This is a genomic window from Corynebacterium sputi DSM 45148 (assembly GCF_000427865.1).
Lineage (GTDB): Bacteria > Actinomycetota > Actinomycetes > Mycobacteriales > Mycobacteriaceae > Corynebacterium > Corynebacterium sputi.
Genome location: NZ_ATYV01000001.1, coordinates 178,161 through 204,534, shown reverse-complemented (window position 1 = coordinate 204,534; position 26,374 = coordinate 178,161). Strand labels below are relative to the sequence as shown.

General features: G+C 61.9%; 21 protein-coding genes and 1 other RNA gene. 8 read left to right on the top strand and 14 right to left on the bottom strand.

The features are described 5' to 3' along the window. Positions 1–68: 68 nt before the first annotated feature. The 4 genes from exaC to YWU_RS0101015 form a co-directional block, all read right to left on the bottom strand. Positions 69–1,589 (bottom strand): acetaldehyde dehydrogenase ExaC, encoded by a 1,521-nt coding sequence (exaC, locus tag YWU_RS0101030; RefSeq protein WP_027019014.1) that lies wholly within the window; start codon positions 1,587–1,589, stop codon positions 69–71. Positions 1,590–1,731: 142 nt separating this feature from the next. Next, positions 1,732–3,948, bottom strand: a complete 2,217-nt coding sequence (locus YWU_RS0101025; protein WP_027019013.1) for a hypothetical protein — start codon at positions 3,946–3,948, stop codon at positions 1,732–1,734. A gap of 26 nt (positions 3,949–3,974) precedes the next feature. Then, positions 3,975–7,151, bottom strand: a complete 3,177-nt coding sequence (locus YWU_RS0101020) for a bifunctional [glutamine synthetase] adenylyltransferase/[glutamine synthetase]-adenylyl-L-tyrosine phosphorylase (RefSeq protein ID WP_027019012.1) — start codon at positions 7,149–7,151, stop codon at positions 3,975–3,977. A 26-nt stretch (positions 7,152–7,177) separates the two neighbouring features. Beyond that, positions 7,178–8,515 carry a glutamine synthetase family protein gene (locus tag YWU_RS0101015; RefSeq protein ID WP_027019011.1) on the bottom strand — a complete coding sequence of 446 codons (1,338 nt, stop codon included), beginning with the start codon at positions 8,513–8,515 and terminating at the stop codon, positions 7,178–7,180. Positions 8,516–8,596: 81 nt separating this feature from the next. Here YWU_RS0101015 and panB point away from each other — a divergent pair, with 81 nt between their 5' ends. Genes panB through YWU_RS0101000 form a run of 3 tightly spaced genes read left to right on the top strand, consistent with a single transcriptional unit; the run spans position 8,597 to position 11,536 of the window. Continuing rightward, positions 8,597–9,406: a 3-methyl-2-oxobutanoate hydroxymethyltransferase gene (gene panB, locus YWU_RS0101010; RefSeq protein WP_027019010.1), complete on the top strand. Its 810-nt coding sequence runs from the start codon at positions 8,597–8,599 to the stop codon at positions 9,404–9,406. A 42-nt stretch (positions 9,407–9,448) separates the two neighbouring features. Next, complete coding sequence (locus YWU_RS0101005; RefSeq protein WP_027019009.1) at positions 9,449–11,053, top strand: CYTH and CHAD domain-containing protein; 1,605 nt, start codon at positions 9,449–9,451, stop codon at positions 11,051–11,053. Between the two features lie 42 nt (positions 11,054–11,095). After that, positions 11,096–11,536, top strand: a complete 441-nt coding sequence (locus YWU_RS0101000; RefSeq protein WP_034646539.1) for a DoxX family protein — start codon at positions 11,096–11,098, stop codon at positions 11,534–11,536. Here YWU_RS0101000 and YWU_RS0100995 read toward each other — a convergent pair. Then, positions 11,533–11,730, bottom strand: coding sequence for a hypothetical protein (locus YWU_RS0100995; RefSeq protein ID WP_027019007.1), 198 nt, complete (start codon positions 11,728–11,730; stop codon positions 11,533–11,535). The genes YWU_RS0101000 and YWU_RS0100995 overlap by 4 nt on opposite strands. Before the next feature lie 164 nt (positions 11,731–11,894). Between YWU_RS0100995 and YWU_RS0100990 the strand changes: the two genes are divergently transcribed. Beyond that, positions 11,895–13,076 carry a GHMP family kinase ATP-binding protein gene (locus YWU_RS0100990; protein ID WP_027019006.1) on the top strand — a complete coding sequence of 394 codons (1,182 nt, stop codon included), beginning with the start codon at positions 11,895–11,897 and terminating at the stop codon, positions 13,074–13,076. 3 nt (positions 13,077–13,079) lie between these two features. On the opposite strand, the gene YWU_RS0100985 is transcribed toward YWU_RS0100990, so the two are convergent. From YWU_RS0100985 to cobC, 7 genes are all read right to left on the bottom strand, one after another. Next, positions 13,080–14,447: an HNH endonuclease signature motif containing protein gene (locus tag YWU_RS0100985; protein ID WP_027019005.1), complete on the bottom strand. Its 1,368-nt coding sequence runs from the start codon at positions 14,445–14,447 to the stop codon at positions 13,080–13,082. 155 nt (positions 14,448–14,602) lie between these two features. Further along, on the bottom strand, positions 14,603–15,910 hold the full coding sequence (locus tag YWU_RS0100980; protein ID WP_027019004.1) for an alpha-hydroxy-acid oxidizing protein: 1,308 nt from the start codon (positions 15,908–15,910) through the stop codon (positions 14,603–14,605). Between the two features lie 15 nt (positions 15,911–15,925). Then, an RNA gene (gene rnpB, locus YWU_RS17280) (RNase P RNA component class A) lies at positions 15,926–16,349 on the bottom strand. 30 nt (positions 16,350–16,379) lie between these two features. Further along, positions 16,380–17,039, bottom strand: coding sequence for a histidine phosphatase family protein (locus YWU_RS0100975; protein ID WP_027019003.1), 660 nt, complete (start codon positions 17,037–17,039; stop codon positions 16,380–16,382). A gap of 9 nt (positions 17,040–17,048) precedes the next feature. After that, complete coding sequence (locus YWU_RS0100970) at positions 17,049–17,786, bottom strand: zinc ribbon domain-containing protein (protein ID WP_027019002.1); 738 nt, start codon at positions 17,784–17,786, stop codon at positions 17,049–17,051. Further along, positions 17,783–18,937 (bottom strand): Nif3-like dinuclear metal center hexameric protein, encoded by a 1,155-nt coding sequence (locus YWU_RS0100965; protein ID WP_027019001.1) that lies wholly within the window; start codon positions 18,935–18,937, stop codon positions 17,783–17,785. Before YWU_RS0100965 ends, YWU_RS0100970 begins: the two co-directional genes overlap by 4 nt. After that, on the bottom strand, positions 18,934–19,956 hold the full coding sequence (gene cobC, locus YWU_RS0100960; protein ID WP_034646631.1) for an aminotransferase class I/II-fold pyridoxal phosphate-dependent enzyme: 1,023 nt from the start codon (positions 19,954–19,956) through the stop codon (positions 18,934–18,936). Before cobC ends, YWU_RS0100965 begins: the two co-directional genes overlap by 4 nt. 34 nt (positions 19,957–19,990) lie before the next feature. On the opposite strand from cobC, the gene YWU_RS0100955 reads away from it, so the two are divergent. After that, positions 19,991–20,722 (top strand): HAD hydrolase-like protein, encoded by a 732-nt coding sequence (locus tag YWU_RS0100955; RefSeq protein ID WP_027018999.1) that lies wholly within the window; start codon positions 19,991–19,993, stop codon positions 20,720–20,722. After that, complete coding sequence (locus YWU_RS0100950; RefSeq protein ID WP_027018998.1) at positions 20,719–21,222, top strand: low molecular weight protein-tyrosine-phosphatase; 504 nt, start codon at positions 20,719–20,721, stop codon at positions 21,220–21,222. The genes YWU_RS0100955 and YWU_RS0100950 overlap by 4 nt, the downstream gene beginning before the upstream one ends. Here the strand turns inward: YWU_RS0100950 and YWU_RS14370 are convergent. Continuing rightward, positions 21,219–21,812, bottom strand: a complete 594-nt coding sequence (locus YWU_RS14370; protein ID WP_338025258.1) for a GtrA family protein — start codon at positions 21,810–21,812, stop codon at positions 21,219–21,221. The two genes, YWU_RS0100950 and YWU_RS14370, sit on opposite strands and share 4 nt — an antisense overlap. A 139-nt stretch (positions 21,813–21,951) precedes the next feature. On the opposite strand from YWU_RS14370, the gene YWU_RS0100940 reads away from it, so the two are divergent. Continuing rightward, on the top strand, positions 21,952–22,881 hold the full coding sequence (locus tag YWU_RS0100940) for an SURF1 family cytochrome oxidase biogenesis protein (RefSeq protein ID WP_169718861.1): 930 nt from the start codon (positions 21,952–21,954) through the stop codon (positions 22,879–22,881). Here YWU_RS0100940 and YWU_RS0100935 read toward each other — a convergent pair. Next, positions 22,878–23,804 carry a cobalamin biosynthesis protein CobD/CbiB gene (locus tag YWU_RS0100935; protein WP_027018996.1) on the bottom strand — a complete coding sequence of 309 codons (927 nt, stop codon included), beginning with the start codon at positions 23,802–23,804 and terminating at the stop codon, positions 22,878–22,880. The genes YWU_RS0100940 and YWU_RS0100935 overlap by 4 nt on opposite strands. Before the next feature lie 281 nt (positions 23,805–24,085). On the opposite strand from YWU_RS0100935, the gene YWU_RS0100930 reads away from it, so the two are divergent. After that, on the top strand, positions 24,086–25,252 hold the full coding sequence (locus YWU_RS0100930; protein ID WP_027018995.1) for a tyrosine-type recombinase/integrase: 1,167 nt from the start codon (positions 24,086–24,088) through the stop codon (positions 25,250–25,252). Positions 25,253–26,374 lie beyond the last annotated feature (1,122 nt).

Here is a 26,374-nt window from a genome sequence, read left to right as displayed (position 1 = left end):
CCCCGCACGAAAAATGCCCCCATCCGGTGATGATCACCAGGTGGGGGCATTGCTGTTACTGGGGCTTCTTAGAACAGACCGGTCGGGTCCGAGGAGTAGCTCACCAGCATGTTCTTGGTCTGCTGGTAGTGCGACAGCATCATCAGGTGGTTCTCGCGGCCAACGCCGGACTTCTTGTAACCACCAAACGCCGCATGCGCCGGGTACTGGTGATAGCAGTTCACCCACACGCGACCGGACTGGATCTCCCGACCTGCCCGGTATACCTCATTGGTGTCACGGGTCCACACTCCGGCACCGAGACCGTATTGGGTGTCGTTCGCCATACGCATCGCGTCGTCGTAGTCCTTGAACGTGGTCAGCGACAGCACTGGGCCGAAGATCTCTTCCTGGAAGATGTTCATCGACTGATCACCTCGGAAGATCGTCGGCTCAATGTAGAAGCCGCCGTCCAGGCCATCGACCTTGTCGATCTTGCCGCCGGTGAGCAACTCTGCCCCCTCGGCCGGACCGGACTCCAAGAATCCGGAGATCTTATCCATCTGCTCCTGCGAGGCCTGCGCACCAACCATCGTGTCGGTGTCCAGCGGATTGCCTCGCTTGATGGACTTCACCCGAGCTACTGCCAGGTCGATGAACTCATCGGCAATATCCTCCTGCACCAGCGCACGCGACGGGCACGTACAAATCTCGCCCTGGTTCAGCGCGAACATCGCCAAGCCTTCCACAGCCTTGGCCCGGAAGTTGTCATCTTCCTGCATGATCGACTTGAAAAACACGTTCGGGGACTTACCGCCGAGCTCCAAGGTCACCGGGATGATCTTGTCCGCAGCAGCCTTGGCGATGACCTTGCCGATCTCGGTGGAACCGGTGAAGGCCAGCTTTGAGATGCGGTCCGAACCGGTCAGCGCGGCGCCAGCCTCATGACCGAAACCATTGACCACGTTGACCACACCCGGCGGCAGCACATCGGCCAGCAGTTCCATGAACAGCAGGATCGTTGCCGGCGTCTGCTCGGCGGGCTTGAGCACGATGCAGTTACCGGCAGCAAGAGCCGGCGCAAGCTTCCACGCCGCCATCAGCAGCGGGAAGTTCCAGGGAATGATCTGGCCGACCACGCCCAGCGGCTCATGGAAGTGGTAGGCGACGGTGTCGTCGTCGATCTGCGACAGCCGGCCTTCCTGGGTGCGCACTGCCGAAGCGAAGTACCGGTAGTGATCCACTGCCAGCGGCAGGTCAGCAGCAAGGGTCTCTCGGACCGGCTTGCCGTTGTCCCAGGTCTCTGCAACCGCGAACGCCTCGAGGTTCTCCTCAAGCTTGTCCGCGATCTTCAGCAAGACCGCCTGGCGCTCCGCCGGAGAGGTCTTGCCCCAGGCCGGTGCGGCCTTGTGGGCTGCGTCCAGCGCCAGTTCCACGTCACCTGCGGTGCTGCGAGCAATACGCGTGAATACCTGTCCATCGACGGGGCTGACGTTGTCGAAGTACTGCCCGTCCACTGGCGGTACGAACTCTCCGCCGATCCAGTTGTCGTAGCTCTCACGGAACTCGACGATGCTGCCTTCAGTACCCGGCTTCGCGTACACGGTCATGGATATCCTCCTCAGAGAGAGTGCGTTGAGTCACATCCCTGCGACTATGCGAGAGGCTATCCGTAGTTAACCGAAACAACAATGATACATTCATACCCTTGCTGAAATCAGTTGCATTGCACGGGAAATCCGCCGCTCAGGCCTAGTCTTCATCACCGGAATCGAAGATGGACAACTGCCCCGGCAACTCCCCCGGATACCCCTCTTCGAGGGGCTCGGTCGCGGACTCATCCACCAGGTCGTCCCACAACGAATACTGGCCATCGATCTCTTCCAGAGGCTTCCCGACGTCCTCATCCTCATCCGCCTCCTCCCACACCGGAGACGGAGCCGGCGGAACAGGAACCTGAGGTTCGGCGTCCAGAACGGTGAACTCAGAGTCCAAGCGAACCGCCTCACCGAGCGACGTGATCCGCTGCTTCAGCAGCTTCACTGCTCCACCGGAGGCGCCGATCTCCTCCAAGGAACCGATGATCTCTGAGGCTTTCGCTCCACCGCGAATGGCGCCCATGAGGGAGTCCTCGTCGATTAGCCAGGTCGATCGGGAACCGGTGTGTTCCCGGAAACCGATAGCACCGAGCACTTCCGGAACCAGCCCGGACGGCACTCCACGAACCTGGGCGACGATCTCCATACGCTCTGGGTTCAGTGCATTCTTTGCGGTCCGCAACACAGCCGAATCAGAGACCACGACGAACGGGTCTTCCAGGTACTCCTGCTCCGCGATGAGGCGTGCGGTTTCATCGGCCTGCAATTGCTGGCCGGTAAACCAAGCCTCTGCCAGTGCCGAGGCAATATGCCGTGCTGGCGCACCGGAGATGCCATCGGTAAAGACACCGAGGACTCGTGCTCCGCGAAGCACCTGCTGCAGGATCGTTCCCCACACTGCATCGAAGTTCTCTAGGGCAGCACCGCAGTTCCACTGAAGTTCATTGTCGATGCAGCACGGGTACAGCATTTCTTCGTCCTTGAGTGAGGCAGCGAGCCCAACGAGGTGATGCTTCGACCGACGCATGATTGTCGCGAGGGCTTCCTCCGACAGCGTCCAATCTTCGTCATCACCATTCATATCGGTCTGCCAGCGGTCCGGTCCACGCAACCATCCGGTGGCCAGCCACGCCCACCGCTCCTTCGCAGAGGCGGTAAACCACCGAGCCATCGCGCGGGCAGTCGGCTGACCGGTCAACCCATCGATCAACCCGACCGAGGCGAGCATGCCGAAAACCTCAAAGACCGTGTTCTCATCTGCGCCAATGTGCGCAGCAAAATCACCGACTGCAACAGCGCCCTCAAAACCCTGCAGGGTCATCCGGGCCTCATCGGAAGCACCAGGACCGGGAGTGAGGAAACCGCTGCCGGCCCACCGCTCCATGACTGCATCAGCAACGACCACCGCCGATGACGCCCTCGCCGTCAACGACTCCGTTCCCTCCAACGCTGCCCGCGACTCAATCTGATGCTGCCGAGGGATCAGATTCCCTCCCAGTTTCAACGCAAGTGCTGCCGGAGAGACCATCGAAGCGTGCGTTGATCCATTGTCGTGTCCCGAATCGAACTCCACCACCAACAGGCGATCCTTCGCCCAGCGCACCGCTTCGGTTCGCCGCACGGACCATTCATCACTGGGCAGGTAGATCCCTTCACCAGCAAAGAGAAGCAGCTCCCGACGCACCGGGTGCGGTGCAGTTCCCACCAACGCCCTGACTCGACGAGGATCACACAAAAAATCGCGCAGCTCTGCCAGGTGCGAGTCAGCGTCGAAAAGCGAGGTTTGTGCCTCGACCCCGAACGCATCCTCAGGGAAGCGAGGTTCGTCGAGGATGCCGGCGCGGACCATGGCGTCGTGAAGCTCTACGGGGTCCCCGTATCGCACCAGCGACTCCACCGGAGTCGCGAGTGTGGAGTCCTTCGGCAGGAACTTGGCCACGTGAGTAGGCACGTGCCACACACCGGCAGGTTCCTCCCACGCCACACCACGTTCACGAGCTTTATTCAGCAGAGCGCTGACTTCGTCCTCCGTCGGCGGGGTGCGCTGCCCGGAGGGGATCCGGTCGGTCTCGTGCGGGAAGGTGTCCATTTCGCTGGCCATCACGCCAACACGAATGAGGCGATCCACCGACGCCGAATCCTCCAGGACGTGCACCATGCCGACCACGGCCAAAACGTCCGGAGTCAGATCGATCAGCGCCGCGTATGCCGCCTCGTCGGTAGTGAGCAACTCAATAATGACGTCGCGCTCAGCAGGAAGTGAGCGCCCCGGGAAAACGGCATGGAAAAGATCACGTGCGGCCGTCGCTCCGAGCGACCGCACGTAGGCGGCGAAATCAGGGCGCGCACCGTAATCAACCTTCGTGTCCATTCGGTCTATTATTGCACGCCACCGGTCTAATCGTGGTCCGGGTTCTCTTCTCCCCAGAACACCCGGTCGACTACCCGCCGTGCCCGGCGCGTCACACGAAGATAGTTCTCCATGTAGCCAACTGAATCGGACGGATCCCAACCGGCGGCACCGGCCACCTGCGCCAGTTGCGGACCTGGCTGAGGAAGCTGGTCGTGCCGCTTACCCTTCACCAGCACCAATGCATTACGGGCATGTGTTGCGGTGAGCCAGGCGGTGCGCAGTTCCTCCACGTCGCTGGTACTGAGCAGTTCAGCTTCCTCCAACGCGGCCAGACACTCCAGCGTCGAGGTGTTGTGCAGAGACTCCACGTCATGGGCATGCTGCAGGGTCATCAACTGCACGGTCCACTCGATGTCAGTCAGCGAGCCAGAGCCAAGCTTGGTGTGGGTCCGTCGGTTCGCGCCACGAGGCAAACGCTCATCGTCGATACGCGCCTTCATCAGGCGGACCTCACGCACCGTCTTCTCGTCGGTGCCATTCTCCGGGTAGCGGAATGGGTCGATACCGCGGAGGAACTTCTGCCCCAGCTCTCGGTCCCCGGCAATCCACGTCGCCCGCAGCAGCGCCAGGATTTCCCAGGTCTCGCCCCAGCGCTCGTAGTACTGGAGGTAGCTCTCCAGCGTGCGCACTGGAGGGCCCGATCGTCCTTCCGGACGCAGGTTGAGATCCACTTCCAACGGCGGGTCCTGGCTCGGCTTGGCCAGCCGACGACGCAATCGGTCACACACCCCGATCGCCCAGCGCACTGCCGTGTTGTCGTTGAAGGGCTCGCCATCTGGTCCGATAGTCGGCTCACACACAAACATCACGTCGGCATCGGAGCCGTATCCCAACTCGGCGCCACCGAGTCGACCCATGCCAATCACTGAGATCGACGCCGGGATCTTCTCATCCGGATGCTCTACCGACCAGGCGCGGATCTCGGCGGCAAGGGCAGCTTCCAACACTGCATCCCAGACCTCGGACAGCCCGTCGCACACTTGCTCCACGGTCAACATGCCGAGCATGTCCGCGGACGCAATCCTCGCCAACTCCACGCGGCGCAGAGAGCGGGCGACGGTGATAGCGCGGTCGGGGTCGTCGTAACGCTTCGCTGCAGACACCAGCGAACGGTGGACCGTCCGCGGATCCGCTTCCAGCAGCTTCGGCCCACTGCCGCCGTCGCTGAGCAGCCGCACCGAATCCGGCGCGGTAAGCATCAAACCCGAGACGTACGGTGAGGTTCCCAGGATGTGCATCAATCGCTTCCCGACGATTCCCTCATCCCGCAACATCCTCAAATACCAGGAGCGATCTTTCAGTTCCTCGGAGAGTTTGCGGTAGTTCAACAGGCCGGCGTCCGGATCTGCGGTTTCGGAGAGCCACTCTAGGAGCGTCGGGAGCAGCAGTGCTTGGATCCGTGCTTTGCGGGAGCCACCTGCGGCCAGGGCCGACAGATGCTCGAAGGCGCGGTTCGGCGCCATGTATCCCAGGGCTGCCAGCTGGCGCTTCGCCGCGTCTGCCGAGAGCTGCAGCGTCCCGATGTCCTGCTCCACCACCGAGTTCAACAGCGGACGGTAGAAGAGCTTGTTGTGCAGGCTGCGGATCTGCCGGGCTGCGCTGCGCACGTCGCGTTTCAGCGCAACGACAGATGTCTCCGAGTCGCGCGCGATGATTCCTGAAGCACGCGACAGCCACCGCAGTGCCTGCTCGTCATCATCCTCCGGCAGCATGTGCGTGCGGCGCATCTTCTCCAGCTGCAAGCGGTGCTCGAGCAGGCGCATGAACTCGTAGCTGTCGATCATCGAGGCACCGTCTTCGCGCCCGACGTACCCCTCCTCAATCAACGCCTCCAGCGCAGCGACAGTGGACCTGCGGCGCAGTTTTTCGTCGTACCGCCCGTGGACCATCTGCAGGAGCTGCACGGCGAATTCGACGTCGCGAAGACCACCTCGACCGAGTTTCAACTCGCGATCGCGCAACTCGTCAGGGACGTTCTCGATGACTCTGACCCGCATGGCCTGAACGTCTTCGACGAAGGAATCGCGCTTGGATGCCTCCCACACCATCGGCGTCAAAGCATCCAGGTACGCCTGGCCCAGATCCATGTCACCGGTCATCGGCCGGGCCTTCAGCAGAGCCTGGAACTCCCAGGTGTTTGCCCACCGCTTGTAATACGCAACATGGGAATCAAGGGTGCGCACCAGAGCTCCGGACTTGCCCTCCGGACGCAGTGCCGCATCGACCTCGAAGAAGCATCGGGATCCGACCTGGATGAAATCACCAGCCAGTCGAGTTGCCCGAGCAGTGGCGGGCTCGGCGACGAAGATGACATCGACGTCAGAGATGTAGTTGAGCTCCTGAGCACCGCACTTGCCCATCGCGACTACCGACAGCCGCGAATCCACCGGCTTGTTCGAGTACGTCTGCGCGACGGCCACTGCCAGTGCGGCGGTCAAGGCTGCATCTGCGAGGTGCGCCAAAAGCTCAGTGACCTCAGTGAACGGCACCGGCGGCTGGCCTGGTCGACGCGGTCCCCTGGGGTAAGTTCCCGCCAAGTCGGCTGCCGCGATCCGCATGATGAGGTTTCGATAAGAGCGCTTGAGCGCTCGATCCGCATCCGTGCCGGTGAGGCCAGCCCGGTACAGGCCTGGTCCCTCCAATTCCGGCGACGACTTTGGCAACGGTTTCGCGTCTACCTCCGCCAGTTCCTCGAGCGACTCCTCATCGGTAAGCACTGGAGTCTCAGGTACTGCCTCCACCGAGGTGAGCATTTCTCGGAACATGTCGGCCTTGGTCGGCAGTTCAGCGGTGAGCAGCGACCATGTCGAAGGGTTGGCGATCATGTGATCCGCTAGCGCCGAGGAGCCACCGAACAATGCAAACATTCGGGTCCGGATCGCCACGGTCTGCCGCATCGCCGCATCCAATGACTGCCACTGAGACCATTCAGGCACGTCCCCCGCAGCGACGCCTTCCTCCAATGTCTGCTTCAGCCGCACCATCGACGACAGAGCAAGGTCCGGATCACCAGCTCCAGCCAGCCCCCAAAGCAGCTCCAGCGAGTCCTCGTTATACCAACCCAGTTCGTCGAGGTCGGACTTGGTGCGGTCACCACTTTCCAGCCCAAGGGCCGCGGGTCGCGGGAGGACATTTCGGGACGTACGCGGATGATTAGTCATCGGACTCTCTCAGGCTCAGGCGGGATCTAGTAGTCGAGGTTCGTGCGCAGTTCCCAGGAAGTGACCTGGCTCTGGTAGTCCCGCCATTCCGCCCACTTATTGCGCAGGAAGAACTCAAAGACGTGCTCGCCGAGGGTCTCCGCCATCAGGTCGGAACGCTCCATTTCCTTAAGGGCGGTCTCCAGGGATGTCGGCAGGTCCCGATATCCCAGCGCCCGACGTTCCCTTCGCGTCATCTCCGAGATGTTGTCCTCAGCCTGCGGAGGCAATTCATAACCTTCAGTGATGCCCTTCAAACCCGCGGCCAGAATCACCGAGTAAGCCAGGTACGGGTTGCAGGCGCTGTCCACAGAGCGGATCTCAACCCGGCGCGAGCGAGACTTGCCCGGTGAGTACATCGGCACTCGAACAAGGGCCGAGCGGTTCGCCATGCCCCAGGTTGCGGCCGTGGGAGCCTCAGCTCCAAAGACGATGCGCTTGTAGGAGTTCACCCACTGGTTCGTCACGGCAGAGATCTCCGGAGCATGGGTCAGCACACCAGCAATGAAGCGACGCGCCGTGTCCGACAGCTGGAATTCATCGTCCGGATCATGGAAAGCATTGTCGTCACCTTCAAACAGCGAGATGTGCGTGTGCATCGCTGAGCCGGGCTGGTCGTGGTACGGCTTCGGCATAAACGTCGCCCGCACGCCTTCCTCGATGGCGACCTTCTTGGTCACGTAACGCATCGTCATCACGGCGTCCGCCATCGTCAGAGCATCAGCGAATCGCAGGTCAATTTCCTGCTGGCCCGGCGCGCCCTCGTGGTGGGAGTACTCCACCTGGATACCCATTGCCTCTAATGCATTGATGGCGTGACGACGGAAATGCGGCGCCTTGTCATGCACCGCCTGATCGAAGTAGCCACCGTGATCGGTGGGTGTCGGCGGCTTGCCATCTGTGTCCAGTGATTCCACGAGGAAGAACTCGATCTCCGGATGGACAAACGGGGTGAAGCCGAGGTCCTTCGCAGCCTGGATCTGTCGGCGCAGCACATGGCGCGGGTCCGCCCAGTTCGGCTGCCCGTCCGGCATGGAGATGTCGCAAAACATGCGCGCAGAGCTCATGTCGTCGTCGTGCTGCCACGGGAGCACCTGGAAGGTGGAGGGGTCCGGACGTGCGATGGTGTCCGCCTCGGACATTCGAGAGAAGCCTTCAATGGCGGATCCGTCGAAACCAATACCCTCCTCAAAGGCTCCTTCTAGTTCCGCCGGTGCCACCGCAACGGATTTGAGGTACCCGAGGATGTCGGTGAACCACAACCGGATGAAGCGGATGTCGCGGTCTTCGATGGTGCGGAGGACAAATTCCTGTTGGCGGTTCATACCGTCCGACGATACTGGTTTCCGAAGTTGATTCCGCACCTATTCCCTCGCCGCCGGTGTAGCCGTGGCAAACTTCCCCGCATGAGTCAGAAGCAGATCCGGATCCATGACCTCGCCCGCTGGAAGACGGAAGGTCGCAAATGGGCAATGCTCACCGCCTACGACTACTCCACCGCCCGCGCTTTCGCCGACGCCGGAGTCGAGGTGATGTTGGTTGGTGATTCCGCCGCAAACGTCATGTACGGGTACAACACCACCACCGAGATGCCGCTCGACGAGCTGATCCCGCTGGCCCGAGGCGTCGTTCGCGGAGCAGGAAACGCCCTTGTCATCGCCGACCTTACGTTCGGTTCCTACGAGGCATCCGATGAGCAGGCCATCCTTAACTCCGCCCGCATGATGCGCGAGACCGGCGCCCACATGGTCAAGATCGAGGGCGGCGTGCGCATCGCCCCGCGGATCCGCGCTCTCGTCGACGCAGGTATCCCAGTGTGCGCCCACATCGGGTTTACCCCCCAGTCGGTCAACAGCCTTGGCGGATACCGCGTCCAAGGCCGCGGTGATGGAGCTGACCAACTGCGTGCCGACGCCCTCGCCGTCCAGGAAGCCGGCGCCGCAGCCGTCGTCCTGGAAATGGTTCCCGGCGACCTGGCTGCCCAGGTAACGAAGGAGCTGGCGATCCCTACCGTCGGCATCGGTGCTGGTCCGGACACCGACGCGCAGGTGCTCGTCTGGCACGACATGGTCGCCCACCCCCAGGACGGCCGCCGCCCAAGCTTCTCCCACGTCTTCGCTGAAGTCGGCGCCGCCATGACTGACGGCGCTCGTGCGTACCGCGAGGCCGTCGAGAACGGCACCTTCCCCACCCAGAACCACATCTTCTCGGGGTAAACGCTCAGCCGGATCGGGTGCGCGGCAGTAGAATCCGGGATCATGAGCACCACCGAAAACCTCGAGGTCGAGGCCAAGTTCACCGTTGATCCCGATACTGCTGTACCTGCCCTGATCTCTCTCGCAGAGGTGGCCACCGTGGACCCGGTGGAGACCATCAATCTCTCTGCCGTTTACTACGACACCGAGGATCTCCGGCTTACCCGCAACAAGCTGACTCTTCGTCGCCGCACCGGTGGCGCCGATGCCGGCTGGCACTTGAAGACTCCCGCTGAGCACGGCCGCATCGAATATGGTGCGCCGCTCGGTGAGGAGGGTGCCGCAGCCCCCGCCGAGATCCTCGGCCCAGTGCGCGCCTTGATCCGCGACCTCCCTCTCAAGCCCATCGCCCAGGTGGATAATCGCCGCGAACAGCAGATCCTCCGAGACGCTACCGGTGCACCGGTCGCTGAATTCTGCGATGACCATGTCACCGCGATGTCCCTCCTACCTGGAGGCGAAGTCACCGAGTGGCGAGAGTGGGAACTCGAACTCGCCCAGGGCCTTCCGGGAACTCCCCGCGCCGCAGTTCTCATGCGCCACGCCCACTCGATGCTCCTCGCCGCCGGAGCAGACGACTCCGACAGCCCGTCGAAGCTCCGCACTGCCCTCGGCGATTCGGTAGACAACGTCCCGCTCCCGGACACCCCCGAGCGCCCCGCCAAGGGCACTGCCGCTCGCACCGTCGTTGACGCCCTCACCGCCAATCGCGACCGCCTGCTCCAGATGGACCCGGCAGTGCGCCGCGATGAGGAGGATTCGATCCACCAGATGCGCGTCGCTACCCGCGAACTGCGCTCCCATCTGCAGACCTTCGAGGGCATCCTCGGCGGTGACGAATATGAGCGAGTGGAAAAGGAGCTGAAGGCACTCGCATCGATCCTGGGGATCGCCCGTGATGCAGAGGTCGTCGCCGCGCGCTTCCTCGCGCTTCTCGACCGCGACGAAACATACGTGCTTCCCGACGCCACCCGCGCCGACCTCACCGACACCATGACTATCGAATACAAGCGGGCACATCGGAATGTCGTTCTCGCCCTCGATTCCGAGCGCTACCTCGCGCTGCTGGACTCCCTCGATAACCTGCTGTTGGAACCTCCCGTTGTTTCTCCCCGAGTGGAGGCGGAGGAGAATGAAGAGGGGGACGTCGGGAAGCGAGGCACTTCTGAGATCCTCTCCGAACACCTGGCCACTGCCTACCGTGACCTGCGAAAGAAGCACCGCAAGGCGGTGAAGGGCCGCGAGGACACGTCACTGCCTCTGGTCGATCGCGAAAACCGCTTCCACTCCGTGCGCAAGGCGGCGAAGAAGCTGCGATATTCCGCTGAAGCGGCCCAGTCTGCTGGACTGAACACGAAGAAGCTCATCAAGGCCTGCAAAAAACTGCAGTCCGCACTTGGCGACTTCCAGGACACCGTCACGGCGCGCGAGGTACTGCAGCGAAAGGCTGCGTTCGCGCACCAAAAGGGCCACGACACCTTCGGCTACGGAGTGCTATTCCAGATCGAATACCTCGATGGACACACCGCACTTCAGGACTACGACGAACTTTTTGCCTCAATCGAATCCGAATATGCCACGATGATCCGGAAGAACGACCTCGGGTGACGTGCCCGGGCGCGCACATCGAACCCTAGGACCCGCGAAACCATGAACCGCCTTGTGCCGACTATCTCTCCCATCTATCAAGATGCGCTGGTCGCCATCGCCCGTATTTTGCTCGGGGCGATCCTCGTCGCCCATGGACTGCAGAAGTTCTTCCAGTGGGGCATCGGGGGCACTGCCTACTCCTTCCAAGGAATGGGCATTCCGCTTCCGCGGGTCGCGGCAGTATTCGCTGCCAGTGTCGAGCTCTTCGGCGGGCTACTCCTCATCGCCGGAGCATTCATTTTCATCGCTGGAGTCCTGGTGACGATCCTGATGCTCGGCGCCGCCATTTTTGCGCACGGCGACGCTCGAACCCTTTTCATCGGCGACGGCGGAGCAGAACTGGTCATCGTCATCGCTGCCGGCGCACTGCTACTGGCAGCCTACGGACCAGGAAACTGGTCCATCGACCGACTTTTGAAGGGCGGGGCGTTCACCAACTAGCGGGTGTCCGGCTCCGCCCAATCGTCATCCTCGTCCCAGTTGTCGGCCTGCTCATTGCGCGCAGCGGCCCTCGTAAGTGCCTCTCGCGCCTCCGCCTCTGAGTCATACGGTCCCATGCGGTTATCCCACGAGCTCGCCTTTCCGAGGCTGACCTCGCCAGTCTTGGAGTCGTAATACCACTTGTCGCTGCTCATCGAAATCTCCCGTCGGGGTGTTACGAAGTATGGAAAAATGTCACGGTAAACCGCGCTACCGCCATTATGTCCCAGCACCCCTCCCCACGTCCCCGCTCCACCCGCCGGGGGCTACCATTTCCCGGAACGATCCCCCACAGGGAACCCGTGACGAAAGGACCTCGATGACCGGCACCACCGCTCTCGACCGTGTACGAAACGCAGTCGAAGCAGAGGGACAGGCACCCACCGGCACCGTTTTCGCCCAGGCTCCCGGAAGTGTCGAGATTCTCGGCGATCCGTGTACTCGGGCCGGCGGCATGCTCATTACCTCCGCACTTCCCGTTTACGCCGCCGTTGCGCTGAACCCGGATACTTCCGGTGAACTCACGGTCAACTACCGCGGCGACACCTTCAGCACGCCGCTTCCAGACAGCGTCCCGGACGACCTGCCTTGGGTCGTGGAGGCAGTTGCACTGGCAGTGAATGCTCTGCAGCACAACACGCACCAGATTCCGGTCAACGACATCGGCATGACAGTGACCGTCGATACCGATGTTCCAGAGAACCGCGGTCTTGGCGCCTTCTCCTCCATTGAATGTGCAGTTGCCCTGGCTGCGAATGCGGTGTGGGGCGACCGGGATGACACCCCGACCCGTGCGAAACTCGCCTCGACACTGCATGAGGTCTCGTCCCGACACCTCGGATACGAAACCCCCATCCACCCCTTCACCACCGCTCTGCGTTCTCAGCCGGACAGCATCCTCGTCTGCAATCACGCGGACGGCGCTGTGACGCAGATGGAACGGCCAGACTCCATGTCGCTCCTCATTGCCTCCTCCCCAGACACGATCGGATCGCGTGCCCGCAGCGACCGTCCGGAATTCTTCACCGACGCCTGCCGTGCCTTCGGTGTCCCGACGCTCGCTGAGCTCCCCGACTCTGAAACTCGCGTCCTGGAATGGGTCCGCGCACGCCACGACGTCGGATCAGAAGATGACCTGCCCACCGAGAACCGCGCCGAGAGCTGGATGGAAGAAACCTCAGCATCGTCCGACCGAGCGCATGCTCTGGCAGGGCACATCAAACACGGCAATGTGCCCGCAGCACTGGCCTGCATCAAGACGGACGTGAACCTCAGCGGATTGGCACCGTCTCCGGACACCACCATCGGTCGCATCTACTCTACGGCCCTCAACGCAGGCGCTGCCTGCCGACCCGTCAGCGGACACGGGGCAGCCCTCGTGACATGGGCACCGGTCGAGTCTGCGGAAGAGGTTGCCACCGCACTGCACGCGGCCGGCGCTGATGTCATCCGCGCCTCCGGTACCAACTCCGGTCGAATCGTGGAGTTTGGCGGGAGCTAACGCTCACTTCGAGCCCTCCCCATCACCCGTGCCTTCCGTCCCGGTCTGATCATCTTCCCCAGGCGGGCCTCGGTGATCATCATCGCCGGCTGGTTTCCGTCTGGACTGATTGTGGTCTCGGACGGTCCGGAACTTCCGGCGCAGTCTCCCCGACACGCTGACTCGGCCGGGTCCGGAAGCCGGTCCCGTGGACGCGGAGTAAGTGGTGGTCCCGGTATTGGTGCAGGTCCAGTATTCAGTTCCGTCGGAGAATCTCATTACGTCAAAGTGCTTGTCCGTCTTCAAATTGTGGTGGCGTTGACACAAAGCGTGGAGATTTTCGGTGTCAGTGGGGCCGCCGGAACTGGGGTCATCGTGGTCGTACGGGCTGATGTGGTCGAGCTGGCAACGGTTAGCCGGGATGTCGCAGCCGGGGAACATGCAGGTGCCATCTCGTCCGACAACGAACGCCGTCTGAGCCGCAGTAGGCCGGTACCCCTCGGTGGCGCTGTCTGCGACGATCCGGATGTTGTCTACCCGATCCAACCAAGATTGCGCAGCGGTGCCCTCCAACCAGCCGGTCTCAGTAGACCAGATCGGCCCACCGTTGAGGTGGCAGTACAGGTTGAGGGTGACCTCTGCAGTAGTGGAGCCGCGAACCAGCCTGAGTAAAGCCTCCGAGTCTGTGCAGTCCTCTTTGCGTGCCACCTCGGAGACTGCGACGGAGATCTCAGCCAGTTTGGAACGGTCCATATATCCACTGATGTAGCCGGTCTTGTGGCCGTCATCGGACAACTCCAGGCGGTCAGGTGGTTTGCTCTCCGCACCCGGGTCGATCGGACGTAGCAATTCATGGGCATCTTCGATGATTTGCTGGAGGCGCTTTCGCAAGAGCCGGTCGCTGATCATCCTCTGGTTGTCGATCCTCGGCAGGATGGCCCTCAGAATCTGAGGCTCGAGAGCCTCCAGGAGTTCAGGAGTTTCCTCGCCGCCAGCGAACTCGGCTTCTAAGAGGGGCGTGATCGCTTCGGCAAGGACGTGGAGGTGCTCCAGTCGCAGGTGTGCGCGGTGGTCGAGAACGAAGGCCAAACGAGGTAAAGCCTGAAGAGTCAGGAAGATGTACGTGAGCCGGGTGGCGCGTCCAGCAGTGGCGCCAATACGAATGCCGGTGGATTCCGAATGCGCATGAGCATCCTCGATGCCGTTGCACCGGCACATCATGCTCTGTCGGATCTGAGCCCGGTTCACGATGATGGAGCCCTCCGCCTGTGAATCCCCCGGCTTTTCGTGAGTGAAGAGTTTGGCGCCGGGACGGATCGACGCTGCGAAAGGGCACTGTGGATCGGTTCGGTCGAATGGTGGTTCGTGGGTCGGCGGTCGTGTCGGGTCCATCAGAGTCCCCCTGGACTGACGTGCGCTGATCCCGGACCGACCACCCCATCGGCCGATCCGATTACACGTTCGACACTAGACACATCCGCGCAGGTCAGCAACCCCTACAGTGAAAAACTTCGAAAATTGTTGCGGTTGATGGAAGTTGGGCGGGGTTAGCTCCGGTTGAGTGCGTCCGGGCCCACATCGGACACAGAGGAATACCCGGACAGGCCCACGGTGAGGTCCAGTTCAGCGACGATGTTGGCGACGGCGTCGCGGGCGCCTTCCCAGCCGTCAATGGCAAGGCCGTAGAGATGAGGCCTCCCGACGGTCACAGCGTCGGCACCCAGCGCTAGCGCTATGAAGGCGTCAGAACCTGAACGGATACCGCTATCGAAAATCACAGGGACCTCGCCATCGACGACAGGGACGATGGTGGTCAATGCGTCCAAGGCGCTGATCGTGTTATCGACCTGGCGGCCTCCGTGGTTGGAAACGATGATCCCGTCGAGGCCGATCTCGAGTGCCTTGGCGGCGTCGTCGGGATGCAAAATCCCTTTCACCAGCACTGGAAGCGATGTCTTGGATTTGATGGTCGCCAGATCCTCCCAGTTGAGGGAAGGTCGGGAGTAGGTGTTGAGGAAGGTTTCCACACCAGCCCGAGGCTCCGGTGCGGTGAGGTTTTTCAGGAACGGGCCTGGATACCGCTTTGCGATAGAGAAGAGCGTCTTCAGGGCACTAATGGTGGGGCGAACGTTAGAGGAGTTGGCATCATTGTCGCCATCTACTGAACCGGCGGCTCCGATCCGCTCACGGACCATCTCACGGAACCGTCCGTCCGAGGTGTACTGCGCGATTCCCTGGGCTCGAGAGAACGGCAGCGACCCAATATTGAGGTCTTCGGGACGCCAGCCAAGCATCGTCGTGTCGACGGTGACGACCACCGCGTCCGCACCGATCGCTTCTGCGCGGCGGAGCAGGCTGTCGACGAGCTCGTCATCGGTGCTCCAATAGAGCTGAAACCACCGAGGGCTATCCCCCATCACCGCGGCGGTCTCCTCCATTGGAGAGCACCCCTGATTTGAAAAGATGTACGGAAGCCCCAGGTCAGCGGCGGCCTTGGCCACACCGATATCCCCTGAAGGATGAGCCAACTCGGATGCGCCAACCGGCGCGAAAAGGAACGGAGCAGGAAGCTCACGTCCGAAAAGGGTGGTGGAGAGGGTGCGATCGGAGACGTCGTTAAGCATGCGGGGAACGATCCGCCACCGGCGGAACGCCTCGCGGTTCGCATCCATTGTGTCGCCTGCGCCAGCGCCACCGGCGACATAAGCCCAGCCCCGAGGGCTCATCGCCTTGCGGGCTGCTTTTTCCAACGACGGAAAGTCGGTGGGGACCTTAGGGCTACGCCCGGAGACGCCATCCGTATAGATCGCTGACTGTCGTGTGCGTCCAAAACCGCCGAAGTTAGGAATCTTCATGGACAAAAGAATAAGTGAACGAGTCGGCGTATGAGCCGGATTCTGTTCCGACGTTCTCCTTTCGAAGAATGCCGGCGATGACCATCCATCTCGACACACCATTGCTGGGTGCCTGAAGCAGCTAACCCTCGAACTCGGGCGGGCAGCCCTCGAACGTCCGAGCAGGCACACCCTGGCCGAAACCATGGTGCGCCCTCTTGCCTTGCTCCCGGTGGGGTTTACCGAGCCACCCCAGTCACCTGGGGTGCTGGTGCGCTCTTACCGCACCGTTTCACCCTTACCTAGCCGAAACCAGGCGGTTTATTTTCTGTGGCACTGTCCCGTGGGTCGCCCCAGGTTGCCGTTAACAACCACCGTGCCCTCTGGAGTCCGGACTTTCCTCGGCGCCGGGCCTGGCGATGGACGCTGGTCCCCGTGCCGCGGTCATCCAGCCGACTCGCTCACAGGAAGTCAGCGTACCGCAGGCGAACTAGCGCAGGTGCATCGTGTCATTGACGAGAGTCACCGACGTGGGACCGTCTGCGTAGAACTCGGAAACCGACAGTGAGGCCAGATCCAGGTGCAGCCTGGTGAATAGTTCGAAGCCAACACCAAGGCCCTGGCGCAGAAGGGATTTGACCGGAGTGACGTGGCTGACGACGAGGATTGTGGACTCGCCGTACTTCTCGGTGACGCGCTGGCGGACTCCGGAAACTCGAGAATCTACAGAGGCGAAGGCTTCTCCCCCGGGCGGACACCGGTGCGGGTCTTTCAGCCAAGCGGAGTGGGTATCCCGGTCTCGTTCGTAGGCCTCGGAGAAGGTCAGGCCTTCCCATTCACCGAAGTCGGTCTCGCGGAGGTCCTCGTCGATTTCGATGTCGAGGCCCAGTTCGTCGGCGGCGTAGGCGGCGGTCTGCAGGGCACGGGTCTGCGGGGAAGAGACGATGGCGTCGAAATCCCAGCCTGAGACTGCCAGCCGGTGCGCCGCGAGGAACGCTTGCTGGCGGCCAAAGTCGGTCAATCCAGGGTTCGAAGTGCTGCCGGAGTAGCGCCGGTCAACGCTCATCGGCGTCTGACCGTGCCGCAGCAGCACCAGTCGGGTGGGTGCTCCCACTGCGCCGGTCCACCCTGGTGCCGTGTCCCTGCTCATGCGCCGGCCTCAGTACTTCTTCGACGCTGCCAGCGTCTTCGGGCGAACCAGGTAGGCGCCGCACTCGGGGCATCGGGTCACTTCATCCGCGGGCAAAGCGGTGAAGGTGTCCAGGGTGGGGGCATCGAGCTCCATGAAGCAGCTCTGGCAGGTCCGTCCGTCGATGCGAGCGACGGCCACTCCGATGTCGCTTTCCAGGCGGTCGAACTTGCGCAGCACCTCGGCTTCGATCTTTCCGCGGAGGATCTCGAGTTCCTTGTGCAGGCGCACGTCGTCGTTCAGCAGCGGCTCCTCCGCGGACTCCAGTGCCCGGCGCGCCGCAGCGACAGCGTCTTCTGCGCGGGTGACGGCATCGCCTGCGTTGGCGGCGTACGCCTCACGCTTCTGGCGGACCTCGGACAGTTCCTCTTGCAGCAGTTCGCGGCGACGCTGAGTGGAACGCAGGTCGTGCTCCAGGTCCTTGCGTCGCGAGGGATCTGCGACCACGCCAAGGGTCTGGCGGTCATCAGCTTCGCGGCGACGGAGCTTCTCTAGGTCAGCTTCGAGCTTGCGGACGTCTGACTCCATATCGCGTGATGCCAAGCGCGAGCGCGCGGTCTCGGTGCGGCTCTGGGAGGCATCGCTGACGAGGCGGGTCAGTTCGGCACGTTCGGGAAGGGATTCGCGGCGTGCCTTGTTCACGTCGATTCCCGTCCGGATTTCCGACAATTCCAGTAACTGGGCCTGGGTGGTCGGGTCAATCCTCATGAGTTCTCCTTGTTCGGGAATGCGACGGTCCAGGGGTCTGTGCGGATGTTGATAACGTCCGTTTCCACCCCGAGTTCTTTGCCCAGCATATCGGCGCAGGAGGCGCACCACGGAAACTCGCTGGCCCAGTGTGCCGTGTCGACGATGCAGGGTGCGCCAGCGCGCAGAGCCTCATCGACTGGGTGGTGCCGCAGGTCGGAGCTTACGAACGCGTCGACGCCGAGTTTTGTGACTGTATCCAGGAACGAATCCCCGCTTCCGGAGGCCACCGCAACCCGCGAAATCATCCTCTCCGGATCGCCCGCACCGCGCACTCCCCAAGCGGTTGCCGGCAGGCGGTCGGCGACACGTCGGACAAAGTCGCGGAACGGCATTGGCTCGTCCAGGTCTCCTACCCGGCCGATGCCAAGAGTCTCTTCCGGGGCGATGGTCGGCGCCTGGGATTCGATGATGTCGAAGGCTGGTTCTTCATATGGATGCGCCTGGTGCAATGCCGTGAGGATTTTCGAGCGCAGCGGCCGCGGAGCGACAATCTCCAGCTTGGTTTCCTCAACCCTCTCCAGTTCTCCGGCGGTGCCCAGGTGTGGATTCGCGGCGGCGGTGGGTCGGAATTGGCCCCGGCCGTCGCTGTCGAAGGAACACTCACCGTAGTCACCGAGTTCGCCTGCGCCTGCGGCGAAAAGAGCTTGCTTCACGACGTCCACCTCTGCACCAGGCACCTTCACCACCCACAGATCCATCCCCGGGGCGGTCTTGGGGTCTAGTGCAGGTCCGGCGGTGACTCCAAGGAGTTCTGCCAGGACATCGTTAACTCCCGGGCGTGCGGAGTCAGCGTTCGTGTGTGCAGCAAAAAGTGCGATTCCCTCCCGGATCAGCCGGTGGATGATCCGACCTTTCGGGGTGTCCGCGGCAACAGAGCTAACTCCGCGCATCAGCAAGGGGTGGTGCACCACGATCATGTCGGCAGAGGCCTCTATTGCTGCTTCGACGACCGAGTCTGTGCATTCCAGAGCCAGGACGATCTTCGAAACTGCCGCCTCCGGATCGCCACAGATCAGCCCGACCTTGTCCCAGCTTTCCGCCAGATGCGGCGGGTAGGCGCGGTCCATGGTGTGCCGTACGTCGGCGACTGTGACGATCGTGTTGCTCATTGCATGCTCCTTAGTTCAGATACCAGTGTGCCCACCTCATCGGTTCCGCGCACCGCTAGGCGCCACCACGTGGGGTCCAGTCCGGGGAAGGTGTCGCACCTGCGGACGGCGATTCCGCGGGTGGCGAGGCGGTCTCGAGCGGCATCGATGTCATCCACCGGTGGCCGGGCCAGAATGAATGGCGCGCCCCCTGGGGCCACCATCCATTCTGCGTCGGTGAGCAAACCTGCCATCGCCTGCCGTTCAGCGCGGATCTGCTCCTGTAATTGACCAAGGTCCCCGTGTTCGGCGACCAACTGCATGGCCCGCAGTTGCAGAGTCCCCAGAGGCCAGGCTGGTCTGCGGGCCGCCATCGCAGCCAGGACCTCGGCCGAGCCAAGTGCATATCCACAGCGCAGTCCAGCCAACGCCCATGTTTTAGTTAGGCTGCGAAACACGATGAGGCGATCATCCCGGACCGAGGCAACTGAGGGATCCTGTCCATCTGGGAAATCCAGCGGATGGATCACGTCCATGAAGGCCTCATCGACGACCAATAGGAGGCAGTGATCTGCGAGGTTTAGGATCTCGCTCTGGGAATGAATACGGGACGTCGGGTTGGTGGGATTGCCAACTACTGCCACATCAGTGTTCGGCGCCAGCTCTGGCAGATCCCATGGTTCTGGGCAGATCGCCCGGTGAACCGATACGCCAGCGGCTGCGAAGGCTGCCTCCGGTTCGGTGAATTGCGGGCACACCACCGTCGCAGAAGAACTCAGGTGCGGCAGCAGAGCAAAACCCTCCGCGACGCCGTTCAGCAGAAGCACCTCGTCGGCAGGCCGGCCATGGCGGGCACCGAGCGCTTCCCGCACCTCGCGATCCAGGCCCGGGTCCGGATAGGCAGCCAATTCATCGACAGCCTTCCGGAGGCCCGCAGTCAACCACTGTGGTGCGGAACCGCGTACGTTCACTGCGAAGTCGATCCGGGCGCCTCTGGCGGCGGAATCACCGTGGTAGCGGAGCGGATCGGGTGCAGGCATGCGGTCGATGGTAGCCCGGCTGCATACTGGCACCATGAGCACCTCCGAGACCACCACCCAGCCAACGATTCTCATTGACGTCGATGGAACCCTCTCCGCGTCACTTCCTGGAATTCAGGCGGGCCTGCGGGATGCACTCACCTCCACCGGACATCCGATTCCCGACGAGGCATTTATGTCCACTATCGCTGGGCCTCCCCTGCTGGAGACCCTCGAGCGCATCGGCCTAGACGACGAGCAGCAATTAGAGACCCTCGCCGCCTACCGCGCGCACCAGGAGGCTGGCGGCTGGTCCGTCACCCACATGTACGACGGCTGGCCGGGACTACTCAAGAAGTGGCGCAATGATGGCATTCGCTTAGCGACGGCCACCTCCAAAGGCCACCGCTACACCCGCAAAACCCTCGAGTTATTTGGCATCCTCGACCTCTTCGAGGTCATTGGTTCCGCCTCTGACGACGGTGCTCGGCGGGCTAAGGACGACGTCATTGAATACACCCTTGGGGAGCTCGGACTCCCTGCAGAAAGGTTGCAGGGGTATGAGCCGGGGGAAACGTCGGGAAGCGGTTCTGCTGATGCCCTGCACAACGTCATCATGATTGGCGACCGCTCCCACGACATCGCCGGAGCACACGTCTTCGGCATACGCTGCGTCGCCGCGGCGTGGGGATACGGGACGGCCGAAGAGTGGGACCAGGCGGACGCCGTCGCACTGTCGCCAGACGAACTGGACAGCGTGGTGCAGCAGCTATTGTTGGCGCCATGACACCCACCACCCGCACCCAGTCCGTCTACCTCGTTTTCGTGTGCACCGGCAATATTTGTCGGTCGCCGATGGCAGAAATCATCGTCCGCGAGGCACTTGACGATGCTGGATTGCTTGACGACGTACTGGTTCGCTCCTGCGGCATCGGCGGCTGGCACGTCGGTGAACCCGCCGACGATAGGGCGCGAGCTGAACTTCTCGCGGCCGGATACGACCCGGACCACACCGCGGCGCAGCTCGGCGAGGAGCATGCGGACGCAAGCCTCTACATCGCGATGGACAAGGGTCACCTGAACGAACTGCGAGTTGCGGGCATCCCGAAGGAAAGAATCCGCTTGATGCGGTCCTTCGACCCGAATTCAGAGGCCGGCGCCGTGGTGGATGATCCGTACTACGGACCGCACGATGCGTTTACTCGCACCCGCGCTGAGATCGAGGCCGCAACCCCGGGCCTGGTCGAGTGGACTCGGACGCTACTGAAGGATCTGTCGGGCCGTTAGGGCTGATTACCGGCGACGTCGTCCGTCGACAGCAGTTCCACTGGCTTCGACGGAGTTATGCCGCGCAGGCGGAACGTCCAGATCTTGTTGATGAGGAAGTTCGCCGGAGTACCGAGCAACACGCCGATGAGGTTCGCCCAGTAGAAACGGTTCCGCAGGCCGGAAGAATCGTCGAAGATCTCCGAGGGAAGCGCGAAGGGGGAGGTCGGGTTCGTCAGCGCAGTAATGGTGATCAGGTTGACCACCAGACCGCTCAGGCCTGCCAACAGGAAGGGGAAGAACTGCTTGAACCAGTTCGGCCGGTTCTTCACCCGGAACGTCCAGGACCTATTGAGCTGGAAGTTCCAAATGTTCGCGACCAGGAATGCCATCGTCGCGTAGACATGCGTCCAGCGAATGTTCCAGCGAGTGCCGAAGAGGTTCATCGCCGCGTCGTACTCGTTGATGTCCATCGCGACACCGATCTTGCGGAACACGATCACGGCAATCAGGTTCACGGCGACACCGGTCATGCCGACCATGCCAAACTGAATGAACTGCCGCATCACCCGCCGCTGACGCGACTCGGTGACCGTGGGCTGTTCGGGCACTGACGTTCCTCCGTGTCTCGGTGACCGCTGTCTGAGCGGTCCGTGGACGGTGACTGTTTCACCTCGCGAAGACTCTACGCCAGAGCCGTGATGAAACGTACTTACAGGACCTAGGGCCCTCGGAAGTATGGTGAGGGATGTGAGTAGCCGAATCCGCCAGTTCCTGACCCCTGGGTGGGTCCTGACAGCCGTCTTCGCCCTGATCTTCGCGTACTTCGCGTTCACCGTGCTCGCTCCGTGGCAGTTGGGCAAGAACGAGGCCACGCAGAACCGGAATGATCAGCTCCGCGTCGCCTTCGAGGAAGACCCCGTGCCGGCCTCGTCGATCTACAACGCCGACGGGACCGTCGACCCAGGAGACGAGTGGCGCCGAGTCACGCTCACCGGAAATTACCTGCCGGAGGACGAGGTAATCCTGCGTAACCGGCCAGTGGACCAGTCCCCTGCCATGCAGGCCCTCACCGCGTTTGAGACCACTGACGGCTCGGTCTTCCTCGTTAACCGCGGCTGGGAGCACCCAGTAGACGGCAACGTACCGGATTACGACGCGGCGCCTTCCGGCCAGGTGACCATCCAGGGCTTCACTCGCAAGGACGAGATGATGCCAGAGCGTGCCCCCATCGAGGGTGACCCGGCGCAGGTTTACGGCATCAACTCCGAGCTCTTCACCGAACTGACGGGCCAGGAAGTAAACCCGGACTATGTCCTCATCGACTCCGACCAGCCCGGTGGCCTTAGAAACATCCCGTTGCCGAGCTTGGAGTCCGGCCCGTACCTCTCCTATGGCATCCAGTGGATCTTCTTCGGCATCGCTGCCCCAGCCGCCGTGGTGTGGTTCGTGTACGCGGAGATCCGCGAGCGCCGCCGTGAACGGGAGGAGCAAGCGGAGCATATCGCCGCGCTGCAGAAGGTTCGAGTGTCCTCCGCTGGCGACGATGAGCACACTCCCACCCCTGAGGAAACGCAGGACAACCAGGATGCAACAGAGGCAAGGCGCGCGCAGCGAATGGCGCAGCGCTATGGATCCTCGTCGCACAACCGCTACGTCGACCGCGGCGAACGGTTCTAACGCGGCAGCGCCAACAGCGCGCCGACGACCAGCCCAAGACTGACCGCCTGCACCCGGCGAGTCAGCCGCACCATCCGGCGCACGTCTGAGACCTCCGGCGCACGCCCCGCCCCCATCGTCGGACGGTGTTCAGTGCGCTCGGCGTACCTGGTCACACCTCCCAACTGCAGCCCCAGTGCCCCGGCAGCGGTTGCCTCTGGGATCCCCGCATTCGGGCTTGGGTGCGCCGAGGCGTCCCTTCGCCAGGCCCGTACCGCCTCAGTCCGCTTCGGCCCCACGAGCGCCGTTGCAAGACCTGTGATCCTCGCCGGCAGCCAGTTCACCGCGTCATCGACCTTTGCAGAGGCCCAGCCAAAGTTGGTGTACCGCACCGTCCGGTATCCCACCATCGCATCGAGAGTGTTCGCGCACCGGTGCAGCAGCACTCCAGGCGTCCCTGCCACCGCGCCCCACACCAGGGTTCCAGTCACCGCATCAGAGGTGTTCTCAGCGAGGGATTCCACCGTCGCTCGCGCCATGTCGTCCAACCCCAGTGCGGAGGGGTCCCTAGAGCAGAGCCATGGGATGAGGGAGCGGGGGGCGTCGATAAGCGAGGGGTTGTCACGCGCCTCATCGAGGCGCCGCGCCATGCGCTCCCCCGTATGCGCCAGCGTCGTGCCTCCAAGCGCCGCCCAGGTGGTCACCGCAAGGGAAAAAACCGGAAAGCGCTTCCCGACGCCCATTCCCGCACCCACCACCGGCACAATCAACACACCCGCATAGAGAGCACCGCGGCTACGTGAGTCGGAGTAGATCGCCCGCTCCACAACGGAAGCACACGTGCCGAACCACGCGACCGGATGATGTTTCGCCGGATCCCCAAAGACACGGTCTGCGGCAAAACCCAGCGTCAGGCCAAGGGCACGCTGGTGGAAAGGGTGCATCGGTGCTCACAATCGGTGCCGGACATGAGAAAAGCCACGGGCGAATTAACGCACCGTGGCTTCTTCAGATGGTGCGGAGAGAGGGTTTCGAACCCCCGACCGCTGGTGTGTAAAAGAAGCTAAAAGAGACGTTACACCATCACTCTACCCAGGTCAACACCTTAGAAAAAGTCCTGAACAAGAGATACAGCACATGCTGCAATGCCACCCACAAGGACAACCATAGACCTAAAACGCCCCAATCTCGACCTAAGACACACCACCCGCCTAAAATCGGCCGTATGGCGACCTCATGGGCAGAACAGACGGCATCCGGGAAGTGGCAGGCCCGGTACAGGACCGATGACGGCAAACGTCACGGTGCCGGGTCATGGGCAACCAAAAAACAGGCACAAGACGCAGCGGCCGTCGCACTCGCAGGGCATGACCCGTCGGACAATCCGGCATTCCGTGATGTTGCAGCGGACTGGATGAAGACCCGTGGAAGAGTCGCAGCATCGACACGAAAGAGCAACGAAACGCACCTTAATGCGCGGCTGAACCCTCGGCTCGGAGATAAGCCAGTCAAGTCGATCACCGCCGAAACCATGGAGGATTTCGTCACTGACTTGATCGAGGATGGTTACTCACCCAACAGCATTGGGCACACTATGGCTACCGCGAAAATGATCTTCGACCGCGCTATACGTCGAGGACTCATCAGCATAAACCCAGCGAAAGGTATTCCCCTACCGTCGCCCGGACGATCACCGGACAGGTACATAACCCGCGACCAGTTCAACGCAATCACGCGGTCACTACCCCACACCGGGTACTCGCGGAGAGTAGCGGAAATACTCGTATCCACCGGCTTGAGGCTAGGGGAACTACGGGCACTGCACTGGGAGGATGTGGATTTTTCCAATGATCTGATTCAGGTCACCCGCGCTTACAACGAATCTACTCGCCAGATCAAAGACGTGAAGAATCACCAGAACCGAAGCGTGCCTATTTCACCTATGGCGAGAACTGCTCTCCATGAAGCGCGGCATGAAGGCAACTACCCCGGCACACCTGCTGTTGGTGTTGAGTACATAGATAAGCCTCTGCCCGTATCTGGACTGATATTCACGTCTCAGGGGAACAGGCCGTTCAGCGCCGACGTGGTACGGAGGGAATGGTCCGCATCGTGCCGGTTAGCGACTGTCAACGGGCAGCCCGTCGGATCTGTACGCCTACAGGATCTCCGGCACACCGCCGCGTCCTGGATGATGCAAGACGGCATTTCACTGGAGACAGTGAAGCAGTTCCTCGGGCATGAAGCGATCCGAACTACCGAGAGATATGCACGTTTCGGCGCGATGGACTGGACCGAGGCTAAGAAGATTCTTACGACTCGTGAACCGGGGTTGCGTGACGCTTACTCTGAACACTTGGCAATGAACCCGAAAGAGCAGGAAAACCCCTAGAGCGTTACGACTCACGCCCATTCACCTGCACCAACGGAAAACCCCAATTCCGGGGAAAACCACCACCCCCAACCCCACGACCAGCAAAAACGCCCTGTACGGCCCATACAGCGACTTTTAAGCCCCCACCCATACCCAAGTACCCCCCAAAAGCCCTGGAACCCGTACGGGGTGAGACTGTATGCCCGTCGGGGTAGCGGAATGGCGGGGAGGGGGTTCACCCCCCGGGTATGGTTTGCCTTAGCTTGGCTGGTTAGGTCGTGCTTAGTTATTTGTGAATGATTGTTCTCTATTCGTTTGATGGGTTGGTTCAGGTGATCCATTTGGACCACCTGCTTTTGGTTGGTGGTGTGGTGTTGATGGGTGGTGTGTGGTGGTCAGCTCGGGACTTGATGCCACTGCTCGGATATGCGCGATGGTTTGACGCGAAGTCCGCTGTAGAACGGGCGACTATCAGCGCCGATGTACAAGGCGTTGACGTTGGAAAGAACTTTAGGGACGCGCCTGAAGTTTCGGGCAATCGCGGACCTAAGAGGCAGAACTACCGCCTCACTCGCTACGCCGCGTACCTAGTCGCCATGAACGGGAACGGGTGCCGTCGGTTCAGGTTCTCGGGCGGTGATGCTGGCATGTGGGTGGTGCTGGTGTCGGGGTGGCCTGCTTGGGTTGCCTTACCAGATCAGGGGCGGGGTGCGGATTTTGTCCACTTTGAACATTTTCCGCACCATCAACCGCTGCCTTCACCGACTCGTGATTAACGCCCAATGCCATGAGCGCACATACTCACTCATTGATTGCGTTTTGTTTGTGTTTCAATGCGCATTAATAGAATTGCAATTGTTTGCAATGTTATTCAACGTGCATTGATTGGTTTGCATCGTCGGCATTTGAGTGCGTCGCAGCGTGCGTGTGTTGCTACTGATTTTTTGGAGTTGTTGGAGTCAGCAGCCAAGCAACGACAGATCGAGGCGGTTCAGCGCGGAAATGTCTCTCGTCACGATGATTCGCCAGTTGTGGCAAATTTGCCGGAACTGGCGCGGAAAGACAGAACTAAGGAATCGGCAGAGCAGGCGGCTGCGATGCTTAGTGTCAGTGGCCGCTCAGTCCGAGATGCAAACACTC

Excerpts from the sequence above, each read along its gene's own strand:
- YWU_RS0100995 (WP_027019007.1), bottom strand. The coding sequence starts at position 11,730 with ATGAGCAGCGACAAGTGGTATTACGACTCCAAGACTGGCGAGGTCAGC.
- YWU_RS0101020 (WP_027019012.1), bottom strand. The coding sequence starts at position 7,151 with ATGACTAATCATCCGCGTACGTCCCGAAATGTCCTCCCGCGACCCGCG.
- exaC (WP_027019014.1), bottom strand. The coding sequence starts at position 1,589 with ATGACCGTGTACGCGAAGCCGGGTACTGAAGGCAGCATCGTCGAGTTC.
- YWU_RS0100985 (WP_027019005.1), bottom strand. The coding sequence starts at position 14,447 with ATGGACCCGACACGACCGCCGACCCACGAACCACCATTCGACCGAACC.
- YWU_RS0101015 (WP_027019011.1), bottom strand. The coding sequence starts at position 8,515 with ATGAACCGCCAACAGGAATTTGTCCTCCGCACCATCGAAGACCGCGAC.
- panB (WP_027019010.1), top strand. The coding sequence starts at position 8,597 with ATGAGTCAGAAGCAGATCCGGATCCATGACCTCGCCCGCTGGAAGACG.
- YWU_RS0100975 (WP_027019003.1), bottom strand. The coding sequence starts at position 17,039 with ATGAGCAGGGACACGGCACCAGGGTGGACCGGCGCAGTGGGAGCACCC.
- YWU_RS0100990 (WP_027019006.1), top strand. The coding sequence starts at position 11,895 with ATGACCGGCACCACCGCTCTCGACCGTGTACGAAACGCAGTCGAAGCA.
- YWU_RS0100950 (WP_027018998.1), top strand. The coding sequence starts at position 20,719 with ATGACACCCACCACCCGCACCCAGTCCGTCTACCTCGTTTTCGTGTGC.
- YWU_RS0100955 (WP_027018999.1), top strand. The coding sequence starts at position 19,991 with ATGAGCACCTCCGAGACCACCACCCAGCCAACGATTCTCATTGACGTC.
- cobC (WP_034646631.1), bottom strand. The coding sequence starts at position 19,956 with ATGCCTGCACCCGATCCGCTCCGCTACCACGGTGATTCCGCCGCCAGA.
- YWU_RS0101000 (WP_034646539.1), top strand. The coding sequence starts at position 11,096 with ATGAACCGCCTTGTGCCGACTATCTCTCCCATCTATCAAGATGCGCTG.
- YWU_RS0100930 (WP_027018995.1), top strand. The coding sequence starts at position 24,086 with ATGGCGACCTCATGGGCAGAACAGACGGCATCCGGGAAGTGGCAGGCC.
- YWU_RS0100935 (WP_027018996.1), bottom strand. The coding sequence starts at position 23,804 with ATGCACCCTTTCCACCAGCGTGCCCTTGGCCTGACGCTGGGTTTTGCC.
- YWU_RS0100965 (WP_027019001.1), bottom strand. The coding sequence starts at position 18,937 with ATGAGCAACACGATCGTCACAGTCGCCGACGTACGGCACACCATGGAC.
- YWU_RS0101005 (WP_027019009.1), top strand. The coding sequence starts at position 9,449 with ATGAGCACCACCGAAAACCTCGAGGTCGAGGCCAAGTTCACCGTTGAT.
- YWU_RS0101025 (WP_027019013.1), bottom strand. The coding sequence starts at position 3,948 with ATGGACACGAAGGTTGATTACGGTGCGCGCCCTGATTTCGCCGCCTAC.
- YWU_RS0100970 (WP_027019002.1), bottom strand. The coding sequence starts at position 17,786 with ATGAGGATTGACCCGACCACCCAGGCCCAGTTACTGGAATTGTCGGAA.
- YWU_RS0100980 (WP_027019004.1), bottom strand. The coding sequence starts at position 15,910 with ATGAAGATTCCTAACTTCGGCGGTTTTGGACGCACACGACAGTCAGCG.